Source organism: Saccharopolyspora rosea (genome assembly GCF_025643595.1).
Classification (GTDB): Bacteria; Actinomycetota; Actinomycetes; order Mycobacteriales; family Pseudonocardiaceae; genus Saccharopolyspora; species Saccharopolyspora rosea.
Genome location: NZ_CP102826.1, coordinates 4,157,236 through 4,179,588, shown reverse-complemented (window position 1 = coordinate 4,179,588; position 22,353 = coordinate 4,157,236). Strand labels below are relative to the sequence as shown.

The 22,353-nt window shown below is 72.4% G+C and carries 19 protein-coding genes and 1 pseudogene; 12 read left to right on the top strand and 8 right to left on the bottom strand.

Features of this window, described 5'->3' with window-relative positions; all coding sequences use genetic code 11:
* Nucleotides 1–6 precede the first annotated feature (6 nt).
* From NV263_RS19345 to NV263_RS19330, 4 genes and pseudogenes are all read right to left on the bottom strand, one after another.
* On the bottom strand, nucleotides 7–966 hold the full coding sequence (locus tag NV263_RS19345; protein WP_263247801.1) for a GlxA family transcriptional regulator: 960 nt from the start codon (nucleotides 964–966) through the stop codon (nucleotides 7–9).
* Nucleotides 967–1,346: 380 nt separating this feature from the next.
* Nucleotides 1,347–2,549 (bottom strand): annotated as a pseudogene (locus NV263_RS19340) (OFA family MFS transporter); the annotation flags it as partial.
* A 352-nt stretch (nucleotides 2,550–2,901) separates the two neighbouring features.
* Nucleotides 2,902–3,720, bottom strand: a complete 819-nt coding sequence (locus NV263_RS19335; RefSeq protein WP_263247800.1) for an SAM-dependent methyltransferase — start codon at nucleotides 3,718–3,720, stop codon at nucleotides 2,902–2,904.
* Between the two features lie 347 nt (nucleotides 3,721–4,067).
* A complete protein-coding gene (locus tag NV263_RS19330) occupies nucleotides 4,068–5,117 on the bottom strand; it encodes a L,D-transpeptidase (RefSeq protein WP_263247799.1) in 1,050 nt (349 codons plus the stop codon).
* Between the two features lie 329 nt (nucleotides 5,118–5,446).
* On the opposite strand from NV263_RS19330, the gene NV263_RS19325 reads away from it, so the two are divergent.
* On the top strand, nucleotides 5,447–6,454 hold the full coding sequence (locus tag NV263_RS19325; protein WP_263247798.1) for a YdcF family protein: 1,008 nt from the start codon (nucleotides 5,447–5,449) through the stop codon (nucleotides 6,452–6,454).
* A gap of 141 nt (nucleotides 6,455–6,595) precedes the next feature.
* On the opposite strand, the gene NV263_RS19320 is transcribed toward NV263_RS19325, so the two are convergent.
* The 3 genes from NV263_RS19320 to NV263_RS19310 all read right to left on the bottom strand — a co-directional run bounded on the left by NV263_RS19320 (nucleotide 6,596) and on the right by NV263_RS19310 (nucleotide 11,203).
* A complete protein-coding gene (locus NV263_RS19320) occupies nucleotides 6,596–7,906 on the bottom strand; it encodes an MFS transporter (protein ID WP_263247796.1) in 1,311 nt (436 codons plus the stop codon).
* A gap of 89 nt (nucleotides 7,907–7,995) precedes the next feature.
* Nucleotides 7,996–10,083 carry an MGH1-like glycoside hydrolase domain-containing protein gene (locus NV263_RS19315; protein WP_263247794.1) on the bottom strand — a complete coding sequence of 696 codons (2,088 nt, stop codon included), beginning with the start codon at nucleotides 10,081–10,083 and terminating at the stop codon, nucleotides 7,996–7,998.
* 85 nt (nucleotides 10,084–10,168) lie between these two features.
* Nucleotides 10,169–11,203, bottom strand: coding sequence for an AI-2E family transporter (locus tag NV263_RS19310; protein ID WP_263247792.1), 1,035 nt, complete (start codon nucleotides 11,201–11,203; stop codon nucleotides 10,169–10,171).
* Between the two features lie 214 nt (nucleotides 11,204–11,417).
* On the opposite strand from NV263_RS19310, the gene NV263_RS19305 reads away from it, so the two are divergent.
* The 7 genes from NV263_RS19305 to NV263_RS19275 all read left to right on the top strand — a co-directional run bounded on the left by NV263_RS19305 (nucleotide 11,418) and on the right by NV263_RS19275 (nucleotide 17,860).
* Entirely contained in the window at nucleotides 11,418–11,591 is a 174-nt protein-coding gene (locus NV263_RS19305) for a hypothetical protein (RefSeq protein WP_263247791.1), read from the top strand.
* 78 nt (nucleotides 11,592–11,669) lie between these two features.
* A complete protein-coding gene (locus NV263_RS19300) occupies nucleotides 11,670–12,077 on the top strand; it encodes a hypothetical protein (RefSeq protein ID WP_263247790.1) in 408 nt (135 codons plus the stop codon).
* 47 nt (nucleotides 12,078–12,124) lie between these two features.
* On the top strand, nucleotides 12,125–14,395 hold the full coding sequence (locus NV263_RS19295; protein ID WP_263247789.1) for a molybdopterin-dependent oxidoreductase: 2,271 nt from the start codon (nucleotides 12,125–12,127) through the stop codon (nucleotides 14,393–14,395).
* An 80-nt stretch (nucleotides 14,396–14,475) separates the two neighbouring features.
* Nucleotides 14,476–15,375: an oxygenase MpaB family protein gene (locus NV263_RS19290; protein ID WP_263247788.1), complete on the top strand. Its 900-nt coding sequence runs from the start codon at nucleotides 14,476–14,478 to the stop codon at nucleotides 15,373–15,375.
* Nucleotides 15,376–15,502: 127 nt separating this feature from the next.
* Entirely contained in the window at nucleotides 15,503–16,123 is a 621-nt protein-coding gene (locus NV263_RS19285; RefSeq protein WP_263247787.1) for an L-threonylcarbamoyladenylate synthase, read from the top strand.
* A 63-nt stretch (nucleotides 16,124–16,186) separates the two neighbouring features.
* Entirely contained in the window at nucleotides 16,187–16,795 is a 609-nt protein-coding gene (locus NV263_RS19280) for a DsbA family oxidoreductase (RefSeq protein ID WP_263247785.1), read from the top strand.
* Nucleotides 16,796–16,987: 192 nt separating this feature from the next.
* Nucleotides 16,988–17,860: an IclR family transcriptional regulator gene (locus NV263_RS19275; protein ID WP_263247784.1), complete on the top strand. Its 873-nt coding sequence runs from the start codon at nucleotides 16,988–16,990 to the stop codon at nucleotides 17,858–17,860.
* A gap of 187 nt (nucleotides 17,861–18,047) precedes the next feature.
* Here the strand turns inward: NV263_RS19275 and NV263_RS19270 are convergent, their stop codons facing one another.
* Nucleotides 18,048–18,542: a flavin reductase family protein gene (locus tag NV263_RS19270; protein WP_263247783.1), complete on the bottom strand. Its 495-nt coding sequence runs from the start codon at nucleotides 18,540–18,542 to the stop codon at nucleotides 18,048–18,050.
* Here NV263_RS19270 and NV263_RS19265 point away from each other — a divergent pair.
* Genes NV263_RS19265 through NV263_RS19250 form a run of 4 tightly spaced genes read left to right on the top strand, consistent with a single transcriptional unit; the run spans nucleotide 18,541 to nucleotide 22,278 of the window.
* Entirely contained in the window at nucleotides 18,541–18,738 is a 198-nt protein-coding gene (locus tag NV263_RS19265; RefSeq protein ID WP_263247782.1) for a hypothetical protein, read from the top strand. The genes NV263_RS19270 and NV263_RS19265 overlap by 2 nt on opposite strands.
* Nucleotides 18,735–19,598: an alpha/beta fold hydrolase gene (locus tag NV263_RS19260; RefSeq protein WP_263247780.1), complete on the top strand. Its 864-nt coding sequence runs from the start codon at nucleotides 18,735–18,737 to the stop codon at nucleotides 19,596–19,598. The genes NV263_RS19265 and NV263_RS19260 overlap by 4 nt, the downstream gene beginning before the upstream one ends.
* The gene (locus NV263_RS19255) at nucleotides 19,595–21,259 is read left to right on the top strand and encodes an FAD-binding protein (RefSeq protein WP_317630341.1); all 1,665 of its coding nucleotides are present in this window, start codon (nucleotides 19,595–19,597) and stop codon (nucleotides 21,257–21,259) included. Before NV263_RS19260 ends, NV263_RS19255 begins: the two co-directional genes overlap by 4 nt.
* Entirely contained in the window at nucleotides 21,259–22,278 is a 1,020-nt protein-coding gene (locus NV263_RS19250; protein WP_425571180.1) for a 2Fe-2S iron-sulfur cluster-binding protein, read from the top strand. The genes NV263_RS19255 and NV263_RS19250 overlap by 1 nt, the downstream gene beginning before the upstream one ends.
* Nucleotides 22,279–22,353 lie beyond the last annotated feature (75 nt).

Here is a 22,353-nt window from a genome sequence, read left to right as displayed (position 1 = left end):
GCCGGGTCAGGCGAACGCGCCTCGCCGGGCGAAGGTGCGGCGGTAGTCGGTGGGGGACACGCCGACGACGCGGCGGAAGTGGTGGCGCAGCAGCGCCGCGGTGCCGAAGCCGCACTCGCGGGCGATCTCGTCGACGCCCAACCGCGTGTCCTCCAGCAGCCGCCGGGCGTGCAGCACCCGCTGGGTGGTCAGCCAGCGGCCCGGTGTCGTGCCGGTCTCGGCGACGAAGCGGCGCGCGAAGGTCCGCTCGGACATGCGCGCCCGCCGGGCCAGGTCGGCGACGGTGTGGTCGGTCGACAGCCGGGAGCCGACCCACTCCAGCAGCGGCTGGAGGCTGTCGCCCGCCGGCACCGGCAGGTCGACGAACTGCCGCTGGCCGCCGTCGCGCTGCGGGGGCACGACCATGCGCCGCGCGATCTTCGTCGTCACCGTCGAACCGAGCTCCCGGCGCACCAGGTGCAGGCACGCGTCGATCCCCGCCGCGGTGCCCGCGCTGCTGATGATGTCCCCGTCGTCGACGAACAGGACGTCCGGGTCGAGGTCGGCGGTCGGGAAGCGGCTGCGGAAGGCCGCCGCGTGGTACCAGTGCGTCGTGCAGCGGCGCCCGTCGAGCAGCCCGGCGGCGCCCAGGATGAACGCGCCCGTGCACACCGACAGCAGGGTGGCGCCGCGCTCGTGCGCGGCCCGCAGCGCGGCCAGGAGCTCGGGCGGGTACGCGTCGCGGACGTCCCCGGCGGGGACGGCCACGACGTCGGCGCCCAGCAGGTCGTCCAGGCCGTGCTCGGGCACCACCCGCATGCCGGCGATGGTGGTGGGGACCGGTTGCCCGGGGCGTTCGCCGCAGACGCGGAAGTCCAGCCGCGGCACGCCGTCGCGACTGCGGTCGACCCCGAACACCTCGCACAGCACCCCGAGCTCGAACGGGGCGACGGCGTGCATGACCGGGACGGCGACGGTGCGCAGCATGACTCCACGGTACTTGGCAGGATTTTTGCGCACAACGTCATCACAGCCACTGTCCGGGCGTGGGCGGGGAGCCCAGACTTCGGGGCATGGGTGTTACAGCAGCTCTCCCGACTCCCGGCAGAACCGGTCCGCTGGGCCGCGGGCTGACCGGGTTGCGCCGTTTCCTCGCCGTGCAGAACCGGCTGTGGGCCGGCTACCTCGCCTCCCTGCAACCGTGGGAGCACGAGGGCGAACTGCGCTGGGTGCGTGATCCGCTGACCCGGCGCTGGGTGCTGCGCGGCGATGTCCTGCCCGATCGGCTTCCCTGACGCCGCAACGGATCCGACCGTGTCCACAGTGGATAACCGGGTCGCGGGATCGGTGCGCGGCGAGGTCGCGGCGGGGCTGCGGTCCCGCCCGGGCTGGTGCAGGAACAGCGTCATCGCCGCGGCCAGCAGGGCGATGCACCCGGCCAGCACGTAGGCACCGGGGTAGCCCCAGGCCGTGACCACGCCCGCCGCCACGCCGCCACCGCCGATCCCGCCGACCAGCTTGGCGCTGTAGACCAGGCCGTAGTTCGAGGCGTTGTTGTTCTCCCCGAAGTAGTCCGGCACCAGTCCGGCGAACAGCGGGTAGAACGCGCCGCCGCCGAATCCGTTGACGAAGGCGAACACCAGGAACAGCGCCAGGTCGCCGTGCCGGCCCGCGTAGAGCACGCCGAACTGGCCGGCGGCGGCCACCAGCAGCACCAGGGTGAGCGTCCGCCGCCGCCCGAGGTAGTCCGACAGCCAGCCGGTCAGCGTCCGCCCGGTGCCGTTGACCACCGACAGCACGCCCATCGAGGAGGCGGCCACGAACGGGCCGAAGCCGCACTCCTTGGCGAAGGGCACCTGGAAGTTGATCCCGAACAGCGACACCCCGCCGATGATCACCAGGCATCCCCACATCAGCGGCAGCATGCCGGTGCGGATCGCTTCCGCCGGGGTGTACTGCCGCGTCGCCGGCGGGTTCTTCGCCAGCCGCGCGGCGGCGCGGCGGTCCTGCGCGCCGCGGCGCAGCGGGTCGACGTCGTGCGGCCACCAGTTCTTCGGCGGGTCGGCGAACAGCAGGCCGCAGGCACCGACCACGATCAGCATGTACAGCCCGATCAGGTCCAGCACCAGCGAGAAGTCCCGCGCGGTGAACAGGTAGCTGAACACGAAGATGAACGGGATGGTGCCGTAGGCGAAGCCGCCGTTGACGAAGCCGGTGCGGGCGCCGCGCTTCTCCGGGTACCACTTGCCGACCATGTTGACGCAGGTGGCGTAGGTGAGCCCGGCTCCGGTGCCGCCCAGCACCGAATAGCCGAGGAAGGCCGGTGCGAGGTCGTCGACGTGCGCGATGGTGAAGTAGGCGATGCCGCAGCACACCGCGCCCGCGAGCATCGCGGAGCGCGCCGTGACGATGCCCTTCTCCCGCAGCTTGCCCGCCGGGAACGCCACCCCGGCCTGGAACACCGCCCACAGGCTGGCCAGCCAGAACGCGTCGTTCAGCGTCCAGCCGTGGACCTTCTCCAGGGTTTCGGCGGCGGCGCCCCAGCCGTACTCGAAGACGCTCACCGCCATCATCGCCAGCCACGGCAGCCACACCATCCAGGCCCGTGAGCGGCCCATGATGTCGTGCGGTGTCTCGCCGATGCGGTAGACGCGCCCGTTCGCGTCGGTCAACTCCCGGAATCGTGCCGAAGATCTGCTCATGTGAGCTCCCGGACTCGTGCGAGGTGCTCTGTCTTGTGGACGTGTCCCTCGTGGCAGGCCGGTGCGACCGGTCTGTGGACTACCGGATTCCGCATACTGCATACTGAATGTGAACCCGGCTCCGAACGCTGTCCAGCCCCCGGACGTCGTAGCGGGCGCGGATCAGCCGCCCGGAGCAACCGGGCTCAGTGCACTGTGGACATTCGCGGGAATCCGGTGGTCAGCGGGCGGGTTTGCGTCCCACGCCGGCCAGTCCGCTGAAGCGCTCGGGAGGTCCGCCGGTGTCCTCGGACGAGTCCGGGCGCCACTGCGGCAGCAGCACCACGCCCGGGTCGACCAGGTCGAACCCGGCGAAGAAAGCGGTGACCTGGGCGCGGGAACGCATGGTCAGCGGGGTCGAGGTGCGCCGCCGGTACAGCTCCTCGTGCGACTCGACCATGTCCGGCCGCCCCTCCGAAGTGGCGTGCGAGACCACCAGGTAGCTGCCCGGCGCCAGCGCGTCCCGGTAGCGGGCGACGATCGAGGCGGGGTGGTCGTCGTCGAGGACGAAGTGCAGGACCGCGACCATCAGCAGCGCCACCGGCCGGGACAGGTCCAGCAGCGCGGCCACCTCGGGCGAGCCCAGCACCGCCTCGGGGTCGCGCAGGTCGGCCCAGGCGGTCGCGGCGCGCGGGTTGCCGCGCAGCATGGACCGGCTGGACGCGACCGCGACGGACTCGTTGTCGACGTAGACGACCCGGCTGTCGGGCGCGACGGCCTGGGCGACCTCGTGCACGTTGCCGACCGTCGGGATGCCCGAGCCCAGGTCGAGGAACTGCCGGATGCCCTCGGTGGCGCAGAACTCCACGGCCCGGCGCAGGAACGCCCGGTTGGCCTGCATGATCAGCGGCAGGTCCGGCCACAGCGCGATGGCCTGCTCGGCCAGCTCCCGGTCGGCGGCGAAGTTGTGGTTGCCGCCCAGGTAGTAGTCGTAGACCCGGGCCGCGTTGGCCCGGTCCAGGTCCACCCCGTCCGGCGGGGCCGCCAGCCACTCCGACACGGCTCTCCCTCGGTTGCGCCGCTCGGTCGCGATGGTAGGTCGACCGGCGCGCGGCGGACCGGGTCGAAGGTCCCGGTCGGCCCGAGGGCACCACCGGGTCGGTCCTCCGGCGCCAGCCCGTGCTCGGTCAGCTCCCCAGCGGTGGCGCCGCGACGGCCGGCTGCGCCGGTGCGGCGGCACGAGCAGCATCGGCGGCACCTGGATCCGGACCCCCCGGGTGGTCCAAGGAGGACAGGTGGTCCGCCGGGTCGGGTGGGCGAAAAAAACGGCCTGTCCGCCGCGGTGGCGGACAGGCCGTTCCCCTCATCGGTTTCGCACCGGTGCCGGACGGCACCGGTTCCACAGGCTCACGGCAAGGCGCTGCCCGCCTTCCACTTGTCCCACGGCAACGACCAGTCGCCGTAGGTGTCCCAGACCGGCAGCGGTGGTCCGCCGGAGTTGGTCACCTCGACCACGTCGCCGAGCCCGAAGTTCTGGAAGAACCACGCGGCGTTGTCCTGGTCGAGGTTGATGCACCCGTGCGAGACGTTGGAGCTGCCCTGCTGGGCGACGCTGGCCGGATTTTCGTGGACGAACTCCCCGTCGTTGGAAATCCGTTCGGCGAAGAACTCATCGGTCCGGTAGTACCCCGGCTGGCCGGGGCACACCCCGTAGGTGCAGGAGTCCATCGTGTACTTCTGCTGCTTGTCCGAGATGACGTGCGCCCCCACGTGCGTGGGCGTGATGTCCTTGCCCATGCTGATCGGCATGGCGCGGACGAACTGCCCGTTGTGGAAGATCTGCATCTGCTCGGTGTTGCCGTCGGCCTTGGCGACCCACGCGTCGTGCACGTGGAAGTCCAGGGTGCGGTCGGTCTCGCCGTACACCCCGTCGCCGAGATCGACCCCGTAGAGGTTGATCTTGACCGACACCTGGGTTCCCGGCTTCCAGTAGTCCTTCGGCCGGTAGTGCACCTCCTTGTTGGAGATCCACGACCAGCTTCCCGGCTGGTCCGGTGTCGCGGTGACCTGCATCGCCCGCTCGGCGGCGGCGCGGTTCTTGATCGCGTGGTCGAAGCGGACCACGATGGGCTGGCCGACGCCGACGTCGTTACCGGATTTCGGCACCGGGATGAGGCTGGGATAGGCCTTCGCCTTCGGGGTGAGCGTGTGGATCGTCTTGTGCTGCGTGGTGGTCTTGCCGGCCTTGCCGGCTGCCGTGGCCGTCACCTCGTAGTCCGTGTCGTACCCCAGGACTTCGGTGGTGCGCCAGCCCGAGCCGTCCCCGGCCATGGCGCCCTGCACCTGCTTGCCCGACGGGTTGGTCACGGTGACCGACGTCAGCTTGCCGTCGTGCGCCGAGACCTCGATCGGGGTGGTGGGGTTGACCTGGTCCCCGCCTGCCGCTGTGATGTCCACCACGGGAGCGGGATCCGGGGACTTGGTGGGGACCGAACCGGCCCCACCCGACGGGCTGCACGCGTTCAGCCCGACCACGGCTCCCACCGCGAGCACCGCGAAAATCGGTCGCGAGGGGATTAACCGTACTTTCCTTCGCTGCATCCACTGCCTCATCAGCTCACCTCGACGCCAGCTTATTGGCCCGCCGTGGCGCCTTGTTCTGAGGGCACCCGTTCCGTGACGGTCAGTGGTCACCGGACCGTTTCGTTCGTTGTGCGCACATGGTGCGGACATGTCCACAGTGGACGTTTTCGGGTGGAACGCGCCGGTGCGCTATGTTGTGCGCCATGATCGTCTCGTTCGCACTCGCCCTGTGCTGCCTCGGCGCGTTCGCGGTGAGTTTCGCCCGGGACCGCAGGCGGTTGCGCAACGGGGTGTTCCTGGTGCCCGCGCTGTTCTTCGGTCTCAGCGCGGTGTTGGACGCGATGGACTTCAACGCGTTCGGCACCTGGGTCAAAGCCGTGGTCGTGTTCGCCGTGATCGCGCTGGGTCCGCTGTGCGTGGCCGCCCTCGCGGTCTTCCTCGTCCTCAACGGCGTGACCATGCTGCGCCGGGAGGGGCGGCGGCTGGGGAACCTGCTGTCGCTGCTGCTCGGGCTGGCGATGATCGGCTACGCGGTGCTCGGCGTGCTGGCGCTGGTGCTGAACTGGTTCGCGCTGTTCGCGACCCTGATCACCGTGGGCCTCGTGGTCGGCTACGTGTCGTTCCTGTTCGCCTGCTACCTGGTGTACTCGCTGATCTACCTGCGGATCCCGAACCGCCGCGCGGACTTCGTCATGGTGCTCGGATCCGGGCTGCTCAACGGGAAGGTGCCCCCGCTGCTGGCCAGCAGGCTCGACCGGGCGCGGCAGGTGTTCGAGGCGCTGCGGGCGCGCGGCGGTGCACCGATGATCATCACCTCGGGCGGGAAGGGGCCCGACGAGCCGGTGCCGGAGTCGCACGCGATGGCCGAGTACCTGGTGGCCGCGGGCGTGCCCCGCGACCGCATCCTGCTGGAGGACCGCTCCCGGACCACCGCCGAGAACATGCGGTTCAGCGACCGGATCATGCGCGCGGCGGTGCCCGACTACCGCTGCCTGGTCGTCACCAACAACTTCCACGCCTTCCGCGCCGCGCTGCTGGCGCGCGTCGAGGGCGTCTCCGGCGAGGTGGTCGGCTCGCCGACCGCCGCCTACTACTGGCCCAGCGCCACCATCCGGGAGTTCGTGGCGATCTTCCGCGACCGCTGGAAGATCAACCTCCCGATCTGCGCCGTCCTGGCCCTGGCCGAACCGGTGCTGCTCGCGGTGAGCTGACGCAGAGCCTGTCTTCGAACTCTTTCTGGGTGGCGGAACCTCAGCGGCCCGCCCGTCGCCCGACCGCCGCCCCCCGCGGCGGTGCGGGCTGCGAGACCGCTCACCGAAAGAGAAAGCGGCTACCGCCGCTTGCAAGACGCGCTACTCCGCGTCCGGGCGGTCGATGGGGGAGCGCTTCGACGTCTCGCGCATCGTGCCGTAGACGATCAGCGAGATCAGCACGCAGCCCGCGACGTAGTAGAAGAAGACCTGCTCGTGCCCGGCTTCCTTGAGCCACAGGGCGAAGTACTCGGAGCTGCCGCCGAAGATCGCGACCGTCAGCGCGTAGGGCAGTCCGACGCCCAGCGCGCGCACGTTGGTCGGGAACAGCTCGGCCTTCACGATCGCGTTGATCGAGGTGTAGCCGGTGACGATCACCAGGGCGGCGAGCATCAGCAGCAGCGCGAGCACCGGTTGCCGGGTGCTGCCCATCGCGGACATCAGCGGCACCGTCAGCACCGTGCCCGCGATGCCGAAGAACAGCAGCAGCTTGCGGCGGCCGATGCGGTCCGACAGCGCCCCGGCCAGCGGTTGCAGCAGCACGAACACCAGCAGTGCCGCGAAGTTGATCCAGGTGACCGTGGTCTTCGGGATCCCGGCGGTGTTCTCCATGAACTTCTGCATGTAGGTGGTGTAGGTGTAGAACGCCACCGTGCCGCCGAGCGTCAGACCGACGACCAGCAGGACTTCCTTGGGGTGGCGCAGCAGCGCGCGCAGCGTGCCGCGGTCGTGGCCGCCGCGCTGCTCCCGGTAGCTCTCCGACTCGTCCATGCCGCGGCGCAGGAACAGCACGACCACGGCGGCGAGCGCGCCCACGGCGAACGCGATGCGCCAGCCCCAGTCGTGCATCTGCTGCTGGGTCAGCACCTGTTGCAGCACGAGTTGCAGGGTCAGCGCGAGCAGCTGACCGGCGGTCAGCGTCACGTACTGGAAGCTGGAGTAGAAACCGCGCCTGCCCGGCGAGGCCACCTCGGACAGGTACGTCGCCGAGGTCGAGTACTCCCCGCCGACCGACAGGCCCTGCAACAGGCGCGCGATCACCAGGATGATCGGCGCGGCGACGCCGATGGTCTCGTGCCCCGGCGTGAACGTGATCAGCAACGAGCCGAACGCCATCATGCTCACCGACAGCACCAGCGCGGTGCGCCGCCCGAACCGGTCGGCGAACCGGCCGAGCAGCCAGCCGCCGATCGGCCGCATCAGGAAACCGACGGCGAACACCGCGGCGGTGTTGAGCAGTTCCGCGGTCCGGTCGCCCTTCGGGAAGAAGGAGTGCGAGAAGTACGTGGCGAACGCCGAGTACGCGTACCAGTCGTACCACTCGATGAGGTTGCCGACCGAGCCGCGCAGGACGTTGCCGATCACCCGCTTCTCACCGGAAGCCGACGTCGTGCCCGGAACGCGTGTTGTCATGGCGGTTTCTTTATCAGGAGTGCACCCGCGCCACCAAGAGCGCGCACGCGCGGTGACCGGTCGCGTGCGCAGCGAACAGGGAAAACGGACTAAAAGACCATCCGGGTCGAATAGCGCGGCACCCAGCACTGCAGCGCGGCCACGGCCACCCCGGCGGACCCGCGCGGGACCACCACGATGCGCAGCTGCCGCGTGCGCACGGCGGGGAACACCGCCCGGTTCAGGTCGTCGGGCACCGGCCGGGCGGGCTCGACCCGCTGGTCGGGCACCGGGCGCCAGTCACCGGTGTCGCGGTGCTCCACCCACCAGCGGGCGGGTTCGCGCAGCATCCGGCCGTCGCCGTGGAAGAACACCCGCACCTCGGTGAGGGTGCGCGGTTCGCCGAAGTCGACCGCCAGCCAGTCCTGGCCGTGCGGGGAGCCGTCCGTGCTCCACCGGGTCGCGGGCGTGGCCAGGAAGTGCTTCTGGCCGTCGATCGCCTTCTCCGGTCCGCAGCCCGGTGCGGAGAACGACGCCGACGGCTTCGGGAATCGCGCGGCCGGGTCGAGGTTGGCGGCCACGTCGACCTCGTCGGGCAGCGGCGGCACCCGCGCGGCCGGGACGGCCACGGTCACCGGCGCCAGCGTGCCCTGGTGGTGGACCGGCGCACCGTCCACGAACACCGACAGGCCGGCGCCCGCCCCGTACCGGGCTCCCGTCCGGTCCCACAGCACGGTCACGTTGTGCCCGTGGTACGGCAGGTTCTCCACGGCGAAGTAGTCCCACGACTGCGGTGCCAGCGGGTGCAGGCGCAGCGCGTCACCGGCCTGCGGCCGCACGCCGAACAGGCCGGACAGCACCAGGTCGACGAACGTGGAGTGGTTGTAGTCCTCGCTGTGCGACGGGGTGTTGTAGATCCACTCCGGGACGTCCGGGTCGTGCGCCTCGGCGACGTAGGGGCGCCCGCCGAGGTACTGGGTGCGCGCGTAGGTGCGCAGCGCCGCCAGGTAGTCGTCCGGACCGAGCGGCGCCCGCTCCGGTTGCTCGGTCAGCAGCCGGGCCAACCCGGTGAGGGTCTGGCTGGTGGCGTAGGGCCAGCTCGGACCGTCCCAGCGGCAGCAGCCCAGCCGCGCCTCGTGCAGGAACCACCGGCTGCGCCGCTCCAGGGTCGTCGGTCCGAACGGCGCGGCGAAGCCCTGCGGATCGATCAGCTGCCGCCACGCCCCGGCGTGTTCGGGGCCGGCGGTGCCGAACATCCACGGGACGAACCCGATCTCCTCGCGGTCGGGCAGCGGCGTCCGCCGGTCGAGGGTCAGCTGCTTGAAGAACCCGGCGGCGGCGTCCCACAACCGGTCGTGGGCGGCGCGCAACCGGTCCGCGCGCTCGTCGAACCGCGCGGCCAGCGCGGTGTCCCCGGCGCGCCGGGCCAGGTCGGCGATCCGGCGGGCGTCGGCGTGCAGGTAGCTGTTCAGCGTCGGGCGGAAACCGTCCCCGCCCCGGAACGGGTCGCCGTCGGAGTAGGACCCCGCCGAGTACTCCATGGCGTCCCACAGCGGCGTCTGCCAGTACAGCCCGAGGTCGGAGTCGAACTGCGGTGCCCAGCGCTCCCAGTGGCGGACGAGATCGGGCAGCAGGTCGAGCAGCCCGGTCCAGTCGCCGGTCACCGCGGCGCGCTGCCAGGCGGCGTCGGCCAGCCAGCACGAGTACTGGTGGGCCCAGTCGGTGGCGTGCGGGTTGAGCTCCACGGTCGCCGGTTTCGGGCCCGCGCCCGACCCGCGCAGCCAGTACCGCAGGTAGTCGTCGAGGTAGCGGCGGTCCCGCAGCCAGCGGCCCTCGGCGAGGTGGTGCCCGACCGCGGCCACGATCGCGCCGCCCGGGGCGGAGTAGCCCACCGGCGCCAGGAACTCCGTGACGATCCAGCCTTCGGCGGTGCCGGTGTACTTCAACGCCTCGTAGTGCACCCGCCAGCGGTAGTAGTAGACCTGCTGGACCTCCCGGTCCGGCAGCTCCACGAACGGGATGTTGGCGGCGAACCAGCCGGGTTCGGGCAGGCCGTCCAGCAGCGCCCGGTGGTCGAGGAACGACGTCCCCGGACCGACGCGCGGGTAGGGCGCGGCGTGCGCGGTCCCCGGCGCCGCGGCGCCGATCGCGACACCGCCGGCCAGCGCCGCGCGCAGCAGTGCTCGTCGGGTCAGCACGGTCCCACCTCCGCCCTCGCCTGCTGCGGACATTGTCGGGAGACGACCGCGTCCGCGCCGGGTTGCGCGCGTCCACTGAGGACCATCATTCGGGTTGGTCCAGCAGTGCCCGCACGATCGTGTTCGCCGAGGCCACCAGGGGCACCGCGAGGACGGCGCCGCCGACCCCGGCGAGGGTGAACCCCGACGTCACGCTGAGCACGACCGCCAGCGGGTGCAGCCGGACCGCGTGCCCCAGCAGCAGGGGTTGCAGCACGTGCCCCTCCAGCTGCATCACCCCGACCACCACGCACAGCAGGATCAGCGCGGAGGCGAAGCCGTTGGCGGCCAACGCCACCAGCACCGCGAGGCTGCCGGTGACCACCGCCCCCACGTACGGGACGAACGCGCCGAGGAAGATCAGCACCGCCAGCACGAAGGCGAACGGCACCCGCAGCACCCCCGCGCCGATGCCGATCGCCGCCGCGTCGATGAACGCCACCGCCGCCGTGGCGCGCACGTAGGTGATCAGCGTCGCGAACCCGCGCCGACCCGCGCGGTGCACCCTCGCGCGGGTGTGCCGGGGGACCGCCAGGCGCACCAGGAACGTCCAGATCCGGGGCCCGTCGCGGAGGAAGAAGAACAGCGTGAACAAGCCCAGCAGCGCACCGGCGAAGAAGCGCAGCACCGCGCCGGTGGTGTTCAGCGCGGTCGAGGGCAGCGCCGTCTGGTCGACCTGCAGGCTTGAGGTGAGCTGCTGGAAGATCTGGTTGAGCTGCTGCTGGCTGAGGCTCAGCGGACCGCGGATCAGCCACAGCCGGATCTGCTCGATGCTGGCCGCCAGCTGCGCGGCCAGCCCGGCCATCCCGCTGACCAGCGCGTTGATCACCACCGCGAGCACGGCCCCCACCGCGGCCAGCCCGCCGACCAGCACCAGCAGCGAGGCCAGCGTGCGGTGCACGCCCTTGGCGGACAGCCAGTTCACCGCGGGTGACAGCAGCGCGGCGAGCAGCATCGCGATGGCCACGGCCATCAGCTCGCCGTACAGCTGCCCGAACACGTACAGCAGCACCCACCCGACCCCGGCGACCACGAGCAGTCGCCACCCGACGGCCGCCGTGACGCGCAGACCGCGGGGCACAGCGGATTCCGCGCCGCGGTCCCGGTCCGGGGAGCCCGATGGACGCACGCTCCGTGGTTGGCCCGGACCGCTGATCATCAAACTCGGGGCGCGGCGGCGCGTTTGACCTCCGCGCCGGGCGGGAAGCCCAGGACCCGACGATGAGCGCACCGGGGGAGTCCTCTGAGGACTGTCGTGCATCGAGGGGGGATGACCGGTGGTGGGGAGGAAACACGTGGGGCACAACGACATCACGGCACCGACCACGCCCGCCCAGCGCCGCCGCGCCGTGCGGCACCTGGCAGCGCGGGCGTCGAGCGCCGAGGAGCTGGGCAGGTGGCTGGAGATGCTCGGTCTCGACGCGGCCGAGGGCAAGTGCCCCGCCATCCCGGAGAACCGCAGCGCGTGATCGACGGTTCCGCTCGACGCCCGCGGGACCGGCGGGCCAGGTCGTGCCCGGGTGCAGGCGGATCGGCGAGGAGGCGGGGTGGTCGGCGCGACGGCCCCGGTCGCCGAGGTCCTGCGGTCGCGCCACGTGCCGCGGTTGCTGGCCGCGTCGCTGCTCGGACGCCTGCCGATCGGCATGGCGCCGCTGGCCGTCGCGCTGGCGGTGCGCGCGCAGGGCGGTGACTACCGGCTGGTCGGGGCGCTGACGGCGCGGTACGCGGCGAGCGCGGCCGTGGGCGGTCCGGTGCTGGGGCGGCTGATCGACCGCAGCAGGCAGCCACCCGTGCTGCTGGCCTGCGCGGCCTTCGTGGCGCTCGGGTACCTGCCGCTGGGCCGGACGCCCAGGTTGCTCGTGCTCGACCTCGCCCCGCCGGTGGCCGCGTTCGTGCTGGCCACGGCCGTGGCGGCGGTGGGGGCGGCGCTCGCCGCGCCGCGTCTGGTCCGCTAGCCGATCTATGCTGGGCGCGGCTGCGCACCGAACCGGGAGGGGGCGCCATGGTCGAGTACCGGCCGCAGAGCTCGCACTGGGGCGTGTTCCGGGCCGCGGCGCGCTCGGGCGGCGTGGACGTGCTGCCCGACCCGCACGACCCGGAACCGTCCGCCCTGCTGCGCAACATCCCCGCCGCCGTCCGGCCGGACGCGCGCGTCACCGTGCCGCACGTGCGGCGCCGCTGGCTGGAGCGCGGTCCCGGGGCCGACGACGCCCGCGGCGCGGACGAGCACGTGCCGGTGTCCTGGGAGCGGGCGCTCGACCTCGTCGCCGGGGAGCTGGACCGGGTGCGGCGCGAGCACGGGAACCGGGCGATCTACGGCGGTTCCTACGGGTGGGCCAGCGCGGGCCGGTTCCACCACGCGCAGAGCCAGGTGCACCGGTTCCTGAACTGCGTCGGCGGTTACACCCGGTCGGTCAACACCTACAGCCTGGGCGCCTCGCCGGTCGTGCTGCGCCACGTGCTCGGCGACGACAGCGCGATCTACTCGCCGACCACGCTCGGCGTGCTCGCCGAGCACACCGAGCTGTTCGTGTGCTTCGGCGGGATCCCGCTGAAGAACGCGCAGGTCAGCTCCGGCGGCATCAGCCGCCACGAGACCGGCGGGCTGCTGCGCGCCGCGCGGTCCCGGGGCGCGAGGTTCGTGCTGGTCGGCCCGTTGCGCGACGACGTGGAGGCGGAGCTCGGCGCCCGCTGGCTGGCGCCGGTGCCGGGCACCGACACGGCGCTGATGCTCGCGCTGGCGCACGTGCTGCTCGACGAGGGGCTGCACGACGAGGAGTTCCTGCGGCGGTACTGCGTCGGGGCCGACGTCTTCGCCGACTACGTGCTGGGCCGCTCCGACGGCGTGGCCAAGGACCCGGCGTGGGCGGAGCGGATCTGCCAGGTCCCGGCGGCCGAGATCGCCGGGCTGGCCCGGGAGATGGCGCGCAGTCGCGCGCTCATCTCGCTGAGCTGGTCGCTGCAACGCGCGCCCCGCGGCGAACAACCGATCTGGGCGGGCGTCGCGCTGGCCTGCCTGCTCGGGCAGATCGGCCTGCCCGGCGGCGGGTTCGGCCACGGCTACGGCGCGATGGGCGGCATCGGCACGGGCGTGCTGCCCTACCCGGTGCCGACGCTGCCGCAGGGCGCCAACCCGGTCCCGGACTTCATCCCGGTCGCCCGCGTCGCCGACATGCTGCTGCACCCCGGTGAGGAGTTCGACTACGACGGGCAGCGGCTGACCTACCCGGACGTCCGGCTGGTGTACTGGAGCGGCGGCAACCCGTTCCACCACCACCAGGACCTCACCCGGCTGCGCCGCGCGTTCGCCCGCGCGGAGACCGTGGTGGTGCACGACCCGTTCTGGACGGCCACCACCCGGCACGCCGACGTGGTGCTGCCCGCCACGACCGCGCTGGAACGCGACGACATCGGTGCCGCCCGCCTCGACCCGGCGCTGGTGGCGATGCACCGGGTCGTCGAACCCGTCGGGCAGGCCCGCGACGACTACCGGATGTTCACCGGGCTCGCCGAGCGGCTCGGCGTCGCCGCCGAGTTCACCGAGGGCCGCGACGAGCGGGCGTGGCTGGAGCACCTGTACGAGACGTGGCGGGCGGCGCTGGACCCGCGCCACCGCCCCGAGGCCGACTTCGCCCGGTTCTGGCGCGACGGCCGCCTGGACCTGCCCGACCGGGTCACCGAGCACGTGGTCTACGCCGACTTCCGCGCCGACCCGGACGCCCACCCGCTGGGCACGCCCAGCGGCCGGATCGAACTGCACTCCGGCACGGTGGCCTCGTTCGGCTACCCGGACTGCCCGGGCCATCCGGTGTGGTTGCCGCCGGAGGACGGGCCCGAACCGCTGCACCTGGTGGCCAACAACCCGGCGACCCGGTTGCACAGCCAGCTCGACCACGGCGACCGCAGTGCCGAGTCGAAGGTGCGCGGCCGGGAACCGGTCCGGATCAACCCGGTCGACGCCGCCGCGCGCGGCATCCGCGACGGCGACGTGGTGCGCCTGCGCAACGCGCGCGGCAGCTGCCTGGCGGGCGCGCGGATCAGCGACGCCGTGCGCCCGGGCGTGGTGCAGCTGGCCACCGGCGCCTGGTTCGACCCGAGCGCCCCGGACGTGGCCACCTGCGTGCACGGCAACCCGAACGTGCTCACCACGGACACCGGTACCTCGCGGCTGGCGCAGGGCTGCACCGGCCAGCTCGCGCGCGTCGAGCTGGAACGCCACACCGGCCCGGTGCCGCCGGTGCGCGCGCACGACGGGGACCCGGCACTCGGGTGAACGTCCTCGGCCCACGCGGGACGCGCGGGTAACCTCGATGTGACAACGGGCGTGCTCAGTTCCCCGGTGGAGGCAGCGCCATGGCGGATCCGCGCCCCCTCGGCCCCGACTCCCTGATGTGGCGGTACTTCGGCGACTGGCGAGGACTGCTGCTCGCGCTGTGGGCCGGGTCGATGCAGAACATGCACCCCGGGCTCGGCGCCGGGGTGGAGCAGCACTCCCGGTTCTTCGAGGAGCGCTGGCAGCGGTTGTTCCGCTCGCTGTACCCGATCGGCGGGGTGGTCTACGACGGGCCGCGGGCGGCCGAGACCGCCCGGCGGGTCCGCGGGTACCACGACGCGATCAAGGGGGTCGACCGGCGCGGGCGCCGCTACCACGCGCTGGACCCGGACACGTTCTTCTGGGCGCACGCCACGTTCATGGTGCTGCCGATCCTGATCAACGAGCACTTCGGCACCCCGTTCACCGAGGAGCAGAAGGAACGGCTCTACGCCGAGGGGATCCAGTGGTACCGCCTGTACGGGGTGAGCACCCGGCCGGTCCCGCCGGACTGGTCGGCCTTCCGGCGGTACTGGGACCACATGTGCCGGGACGTGCTGGAGGACAACAAGGCCACCCGCGACGTGCTCGACATCGAGCGCATCGCCAAGCCCCCGGTGCTGCGGTGGCTCCCGGACCCGCTGTGGCGGTGGGCGCGGGTGCCGTTCGCGCGGACGTTCGTTTGGCTGACCGTCGGCCTCTACCCCGAGCCGGTCCGCCGCCGGCTGGGGCTGCGCTGGACCGCGCGGGACGCCCGGATGCTGCGGCTGTTCGGCCGGGCGCTCGCGCTCGCCTGGCGCCTGGTGCCCTTCGACCTGCGCTACCACCCCCGGGCCCGCGCGGCGTGGCGGCGGGAGCGCGGCCGCGTCCCGGTCGACGCGCCGCTGGTGGAGACCCCGGCGCGCAACCTGCCGCCCGTCGAGCGCCGGGACGACCCCTAGCACTACGCGCCCCGGGTGTGACGCCTCGCGCGATCGAGTGAAGGAGGGCGGGGATTTTCCGGACCGCCGTCGTGCGGTCCCCGGTTGGACGTCGGCGCAGCGGGGCCGCGGGCCTAGGCTCGCGCGCATGGCGACGTACTACGACGTGCATCCGCGCAACCCGCAGCGCCGGGCCATCGGGCAGGTGGCCGAGGTCGTCCGCCGCGACGGGCTCATCGCCTACCCGACCGACTCCTGCTTCGCGCTCGGGTGCCGGCTGGACAACAAGGACGGACTGGAGCGCATCCGCGCCATCCGCCGTCTCGACCAGCGGCACCACTTCACGCTGGTGTGCCAGAACTTCGCCCAGCTCGGCCAGTTCGTGATCATCGGCAACGCGGTGTTCCGCGCGATCAAGTCGGCCACGCCCGGCAGCTACACGTTCATCCTGCCCGCGACCAAGGAAGTGCCGCGCAGGCTGCTGCACCCGAAGAAGAAGACCGTCGGCATCCGGATCCCGGACCACGCGGTGGCCCAGGGCCTGCTCGCCGAGCTCGGCGAGCCGCTGGTGTCCAGCACGCTGCTGCTGCCTGACGAGGAGGAGCCGCTGACGCAGGGCTGGCAGATCAAGGACCGGCTCGACCACGCGCTGGACGCGGTGATCGACTCCGGCGACTGCGGCACCGAGCCGACCACGGTCGTCGACTTCTCCGGCCCCGAACCCGAGGTCGTCCGCCGCGGCGCGGGCGATCCCGAGCGGTTCGAGTGACGGGACGGGTACCACCTGCCGGGACGGGGAACAGCGCCCCGGCTCCCGGGTGTTGCACCCGGTATGACCACAACTTTCGCCGTCACCTGGGACTACCGGTGCCCGTTCGCGCGCAACGCGCACGAGCACCTGCTCACCGGTCTGGCCGCGGGCGCGGACTGGCAGGTCCGCTACCTGCCGTTCTCGCTCGGTCAGGCGCACGTCGAGGAAGGCCAGCCGAGCGTGTGGCAGGAACCCGGCCAGGACACCGGGATCATCGCGTTGCAGGCGGGCGTCGTGGTGCGCGACGAGTTCCCCGACCGGTTCCCCGCACTGCACCGGGCGCTGTTCGCCGCCCGCCACGACGACGGGCAGCACCTGGAGGACCGCGCCGTGGTGGAACGTGTTCTCGCCGACAACGGCGTACCGGCCGAGGCGGTGTTCGACCGGATCGATTCGGGTGCGGCCCTGGAGCGGGTGCGGGCCGAGCACGAGGAGTTCGTCGCCTCCCACGGTGTCTGGGGCGTGCCCACGTTCATCGCCGATGACCAGGCCGTTTTCGTCCGCCTGATGAACCGGGCGCCGCACGGGGCGGATCCGGCCGCGTCGGTCCGCGCGGTGGAGCGCGTGCTGGACCTGCTCACCGGCTGGACCGAGCTCAACGAGTTCAAGCACACCACCATCCCGCGCTGAGCCCACACCTGATCACCTCCCGAGCGCTTGCTCGGTTACCGTCGAGACTCGTTGCCACCGGCCGGACATCGGGCGGGCCGCACCGCCCGATGTCCGGCCGGTGGAGTGCGCGGGGTCCTTCTCCCGGGTGCGGATCGCTGGTAGATTCAAAACGAGAATTCGTTTCAATTTGGTGCGGTGTCGGGAGGTCACATGGCGGCTCCGAGCGCTACACCGAAGACGGCACGACGCGAGACGCCGCCGTCGATGGTCGAGCGGATGACCCTGATCCTGGACGCCTTCCCGGGGCGGACCAGCACGTTGTCGCTGGAGGACGTCGCCCGGCGCACCCGGCTGCCCAGATCCACCGCGCACCGCATCCTCGACCAGCTGGTTCGGGCCCGGTGGCTGGAGCACACCGAGTTCGGCTACCGGCTCGGTCCCCGGGCGCTGGGGCTGGGCGGCCAGGACGCCGGGTGCACCGAGATCCGCGAGGTGGCCGCCCCGCTGCTGCACGAGATCCACCTCGGCACCGGGATGACCGCGCACCTGGCCGTCCTCGACGACGCCGAGGTGTACTACCTCGACAAGATCGGCGGCCGGTCCGCGGTGGGCGTGCCCTCGCGCGTGGGCGGCCGCGCGCCCGCCCACGGCACGGCGCTGGGCAAGGCGATGCTCGCCTGGCTGCCGCCCGAGCAGGTCGACCGGCGGCTCGGCCCCGTCGTGCCCCGGCTGACCAACCGCACGATCGGCGACCTCGCCACCTTCCACCAGGAGCTGAACCGCATCCGGCAGCGCCACGGGCTGGCGTTCGAACGGGGTGAGTGCTTCCCGGAGATCGCCTGCGTGGCCGCCGCGATCCGCGGCCCCGAAGGCCCGGTCGCCGGGATCTCCCTGGTCGGAGACCTGCGCACCCCGCTGGAACGGGCGGCGCCGCTGGTCGTCGACGCGGCCCGCCAGGCGTCGATGGCGCTGTTCCGCAAGCAGGAGGCGGCGGCCCGCCGCCGAACCGTCCCCGACGGCGCGTGGTCGCCGGAGACCATGAGCCGCCTGCTCGCCACGGGGAGCAATGGCGACTGGCTCTGAGATCACTTTTCGGGACTCGTTTTGCGTGGCGGTGCCGGTGTGGACATACATCAGGAGGGGCTCCCGGAGCCGAGACGGCCGCTGAGGTTCCGCTACCGGCGCCGCCTCGCAAAACGAGTTCGAAGACAGGCTCTGTGAGGTTCCGCTACCGGCACCGCTGCGCACGACGAGTTCACCACGGTCGCGATCAGGCGAAGGTGCCGTAGTTGCTGCGGAAGAAGAGCATGGGCGGGCGGTCGCAGACGCGTTCGACCTCCAGGACCCGGCCGATCACCACGTCGTGGTCGCCGGAGGGGTGCACCGCCTCGACGTCGGCGTGCACCCGCGCCAGCACGCCGCGCAGCGCGGGCGTGCTCCAGTCCGAGAGGTCCCAGGCCAGGTCGGTGAACTTGGCACCGCCGGGGGTGCCGAAGCGCCGGCACAGCTCGCTCTGCTGCTCGGCCAGCACGTTGACGCCGAACCGCCCCGCCTCGCGGATCCGCGCCCAGCTGCGGCTCCGGTGGTCGGCGCAGAACAGCACCAGCGGTGGGTCCAGCGACACCGACGCGAAGGACTGGCAGGCGAAGCCGACCGGTCCGGTGGCGTCCAGTCCGGTCACCACGGTGACGCCGGTCGCGAACGTGCCCAGCGCCTGGCGCAGCCGCGTCGGGCCGGGGGTGCTCGGTGCCTGTGTGGAGGACATGTCAGCAGACGCTAGGAACCCGCCCCGGCCGGACCGGGGCGCGATCCCGGTCAACGACACGGACCCGGCCGCGACGGCCGCCGCGCCCGGCGACGCGGCGATGGTCTCGCTGATCGGGATGCGCGTTTCCGGCGGTGCCGGGCGCGGACGATTCTGGCCCCGGCTGGTGTCGGCGAGAACGGGATGGCGCACATGAGTGAACTCACCTACGAATCCACCGCGCGGGAGCTGGCCACCGAGCGGGGCGTGCTGCGCTACCACGAGGCCGGGGTCGGCCCGCCGCTGCTGATGCTGCACGGCTCCGGGCCGGGGGTGACCGGCTGGCGCAACTTCCGCGGCAACCTGCCGGTGTTCGCCGAGTTCTTCCGCTGCCTGGTGCTGGAATTCCCCGGCTTCGGCGTCAGCGATCCCACCGACGAACACCCGATGATCGCCGCTCCCGCCGCGGTCACCCGGTTCCTCGACGGGCTCGGGCTGGGGCAGGTCGACGTCATCGGGAACTCGATGGGCGGCATCGTGGCCGCCCGGCTGGCGACCGAGCAGCCCGACCGGGTGCGGCGGCTGGTCACCATCGGCGGGGTGGGGCGCAACCTGTTCAGCCCGGGACCGGGCGAGGGGCTCAACCTGCTCGTGGAGTTCACCGAGGACCCCACCCGGGAGAAACTGGTGGCCTGGCTGCACTCCATGGTGTACGACCGGTCGCTGATCACCGAGGAGTTGATCGAGGAGCGCTGGGAGCAGGCCACCGATCCCGACACGCTGGCCAGCGCGCGCCGGATGTACGGCCGCAAGGCGCTGCGGGCGGCGATGGCCGCGTCCGCCGACGCCCCGCCGCCCTGGGCGATGCTGCACCGCATCACCGCGCAGACGCTGCTCACCTGGGGGCGGGACGACCGGGTCAGCCCGCTGGACATGGCGATCGTGCCGATGCGCACCATCCCGAACGCCGAGCTGCACGTGTTCCCGAACTGCGGGCACTGGGCGATGATCGAGCAGAAGACGGCCTGGGAGAACGCCGTCCTGTCGTTCCTGATGCGCAAGGACGAGGCCCGGTGAGCGCCTGGGACGCCGAGTACGACTTCGTCGTGGTCGGTTCCGGCGCCGGTGGGATGGCCGCCGCGCTGGCCGCGCACGACGCCGGGTTGCGCCCGCTGGTGGTGGAGAAGGCCGGGCACTTCGGCGGCTCCACGGCGATCTCCGGCGGCGGCATCTGGGTGCCGGGCAACCCGACGCTGACCGCCGCCGGGCAGCGCCACGACCCCGACGCGGTCCGCCGCTACCTCGACCGGCTCGCCGGGGACCGGGTGCCCGCGGCGCGGCTGGACGCCTACGTCGAGCACGGCCCGGAGGCGATGCGGCTGCTGGAGCGCAGCCGCTGGCTGCGGTTCTTCTGGGTCACCGGCTACGCGGACTACCACCCGGAGTACGACGGCGGCGAGCCGCTGGGCCGCTCGATCGAAGCGCGGCCGTTCGACACGCGGACCCTCGGCGAGGACGAGCGGTTCCAGCACCCGAAGACCATCACCGGACCGCTCGGCCTGTGGATCACCGCGAAGGACTACCACGACCTGGCCATGGTCAAGCGCACCTGGCGGGGCCGGTGGATGACGGTCGTCGCCGCGTGGCGGGTGGCCGGCAACCTCGTGCTGCGCCGCCACATGGCCACCGGTGGACGCGCGCTGATCGCCCGGTTGCGGATGGCGCTCAAGGACGCCGGGATTCCACTGTGGCTGGACACGCCGATGACCGACCTGCGCACCGCGGACGGCGCGGTCACCGGGGTCGAGGTCCGGCGGGGCGGGCGGGCGCAGCGGATCCGCGCCCACCGGGGAGTCCTGCTGGCCACCGGCGGTTTCGAGCACAACCAGCGGATGCGCGACGAGCACCTGCCCGAAGGCGGCCGGGAGAACATCAGCGCCGGAGCCGACTCGAACGTCGGGGACGGCATCGCGGCCGGTCAGCGCCTCGGAGCAGCAGTGGACCTGATGGACGACGCCTGGTGGATGCCGTCGGTGCGCCACCCGTCCGGCGCGGTGATCCCGCTGGTGTCGGAGCGGTGCATCCCGCCGTCGGTGATCGTGTCGGCGTCGGGCCGCCGCTTCACCAACGAGTCCTCGCCGTACGTCAACTTCGTGCACGACCAGCTCGCCGGCGGCCACGTGCCCGCGTGGTTCGTGATGGACGCCAAGGCCCGCTCGCGGTACCCGTTCGCGCAGATCCTGCCCGGACAGCCGTTCCCGAAGGGGTTCTACTCGGCCGGAACGGTGCACCGGGCGGACACGCTCGCCGAGCTGGCCGCGCGGATCGGGGTGCCCGCCGGGAACCTGGAGTCCACAGTGGAACGGTTCAACGGCTTCGCGCGGCGCGGCGTGGACGAGGACTTCGGCCGCGGTGCGAGCGCCTACGACCGCTACTACGGCGACCCCACGCTGCCCAACCCGAACCTGGACACCATCGACCGGCCGCCGTTCCACGCGGTCCGCATCGAGGTCGGCGACCTCGGGACCAAGGGCGGGCTGGTCTGCGACGAGCACAGCCGGGTGCTGCGCACCGACGGCGGCGCGATCCCCGGGCTGTACGCGACGGGCAACACCGCGGCGTCGGTCATGGGCAACGAGTACGCGGGTCCGGGAGCGACGATCGGACCGTCCATCGTGTTCGGCCACATCGCGGCGCGGCACGCCGCCCGGGTGGCCGAATCCGGAGCGAGGAGGTAGTGGCGAGCATGCTGCGGGTGCGGATCGCGGAAGTGGTCCACGAGACGCCGGACGCGCGGTCGCTGGTGCTGGAACCCCTCGACGGGAGCGGGACCCCGGACTACCGGCCGGGCCAGTTCCTCACCGTCCGGATCCCGTCGGAGCGGACCGGTGGCGTGGCGCGCTGCTACTCGCTGTCCAGCTGCCCGCACCGCGACGAACCGATGCGGATCACGGTCAAGCGCACCGACGGCGGGTACGGGTCGAACTGGTTGTGCGACAACGCCGCCGAGGGCGGTGAACTCGACGTGCTGCCGCCGTCCGGGACGTTCACGCCGGCATCGCTGGACGAGGACGTGCTGCTGGTGGCGGCGGGCAGCGGCATCACCCCGGTGATGTCGATCGCCAAGTCCTGCCTGCACGCGGGGACCGGTTCGGTGTTCCTGCTCTACGCCAACCGGGACGAGCGGTCGGTGATCTTCCAGGACGAACTCCGCGAACTCGCCGCGGCCCACCCGGACCGGTTCGCGGTGGTGCACTGGCTGGAATCGGTGCAGGGCCTGCCGACCCCCGCCGCGGTGCGCGCCCTGGTGCGCGACCGGGTGGCCGGCCCGGCTTTCGTGTGCGGCCCCGAACCGTTCATGGCCGCGGTGGGCACCGCGCTCGACGAGCTCGGCGTGCCCCGGGACCGGGTGCACGTGGAGAAGTTCTCCTCGCTGTCCGGGGATCCGTTCGCCGAGGTGGAGGTCGACCGCAGCGGTCCGGCCAGCACCGTGGACGTGGAGCTGGACGGCGACAAGCACACCGTGTCCTGGCCGCACGGCGCGAAACTGCTGGACACGCTGCTCGACGCGGGCCTGGACGCGCCCTACTCGTGCCGCGAGGGCGCGTGCAGCGCCTGCGCGTGCTTCCTGCTGGAAGGCCGGGTCGAACTGGAGCGCAACGAGGTCCTCGACCAGCAGGACCTCGACGACGGGCTCATCCTGGCTTGCCAGGCGATCCCGGTCAGCGAACGGCTCCGGGTCTCCTACGACGCGTGACCACCGCCGCCGGGCGTCGGACGCTCCCGCTCACCGGGAGACGGCGGTACGCGGGGCGGGTCGCGGTGCGACGGT

Excerpts from the sequence above, each read along its gene's own strand:
- NV263_RS19345 (WP_263247801.1), bottom strand. The coding sequence starts at position 966 with ATGCTGCGCACCGTCGCCGTCCCGGTCATGCACGCCGTCGCCCCGTTC.
- NV263_RS19325 (WP_263247798.1), top strand. The coding sequence starts at position 5,447 with ATGATCGTCTCGTTCGCACTCGCCCTGTGCTGCCTCGGCGCGTTCGCG.
- NV263_RS19320 (WP_263247796.1), bottom strand. The coding sequence starts at position 7,906 with ATGACAACACGCGTTCCGGGCACGACGTCGGCTTCCGGTGAGAAGCGG.
- NV263_RS19295 (WP_263247789.1), top strand. The coding sequence starts at position 12,125 with ATGGTCGAGTACCGGCCGCAGAGCTCGCACTGGGGCGTGTTCCGGGCC.
- NV263_RS19290 (WP_263247788.1), top strand. The coding sequence starts at position 14,476 with ATGGCGGATCCGCGCCCCCTCGGCCCCGACTCCCTGATGTGGCGGTAC.
- NV263_RS19285 (WP_263247787.1), top strand. The coding sequence starts at position 15,503 with ATGGCGACGTACTACGACGTGCATCCGCGCAACCCGCAGCGCCGGGCC.
- NV263_RS19280 (WP_263247785.1), top strand. The coding sequence starts at position 16,187 with ATGACCACAACTTTCGCCGTCACCTGGGACTACCGGTGCCCGTTCGCG.
- NV263_RS19275 (WP_263247784.1), top strand. The coding sequence starts at position 16,988 with ATGGCGGCTCCGAGCGCTACACCGAAGACGGCACGACGCGAGACGCCG.
- NV263_RS19265 (WP_263247782.1), top strand. The coding sequence starts at position 18,541 with ATGTCAGCAGACGCTAGGAACCCGCCCCGGCCGGACCGGGGCGCGATC.
- NV263_RS19270 (WP_263247783.1), bottom strand. The coding sequence starts at position 18,542 with ATGTCCTCCACACAGGCACCGAGCACCCCCGGCCCGACGCGGCTGCGC.
- NV263_RS19260 (WP_263247780.1), top strand. The coding sequence starts at position 18,735 with ATGAGTGAACTCACCTACGAATCCACCGCGCGGGAGCTGGCCACCGAG.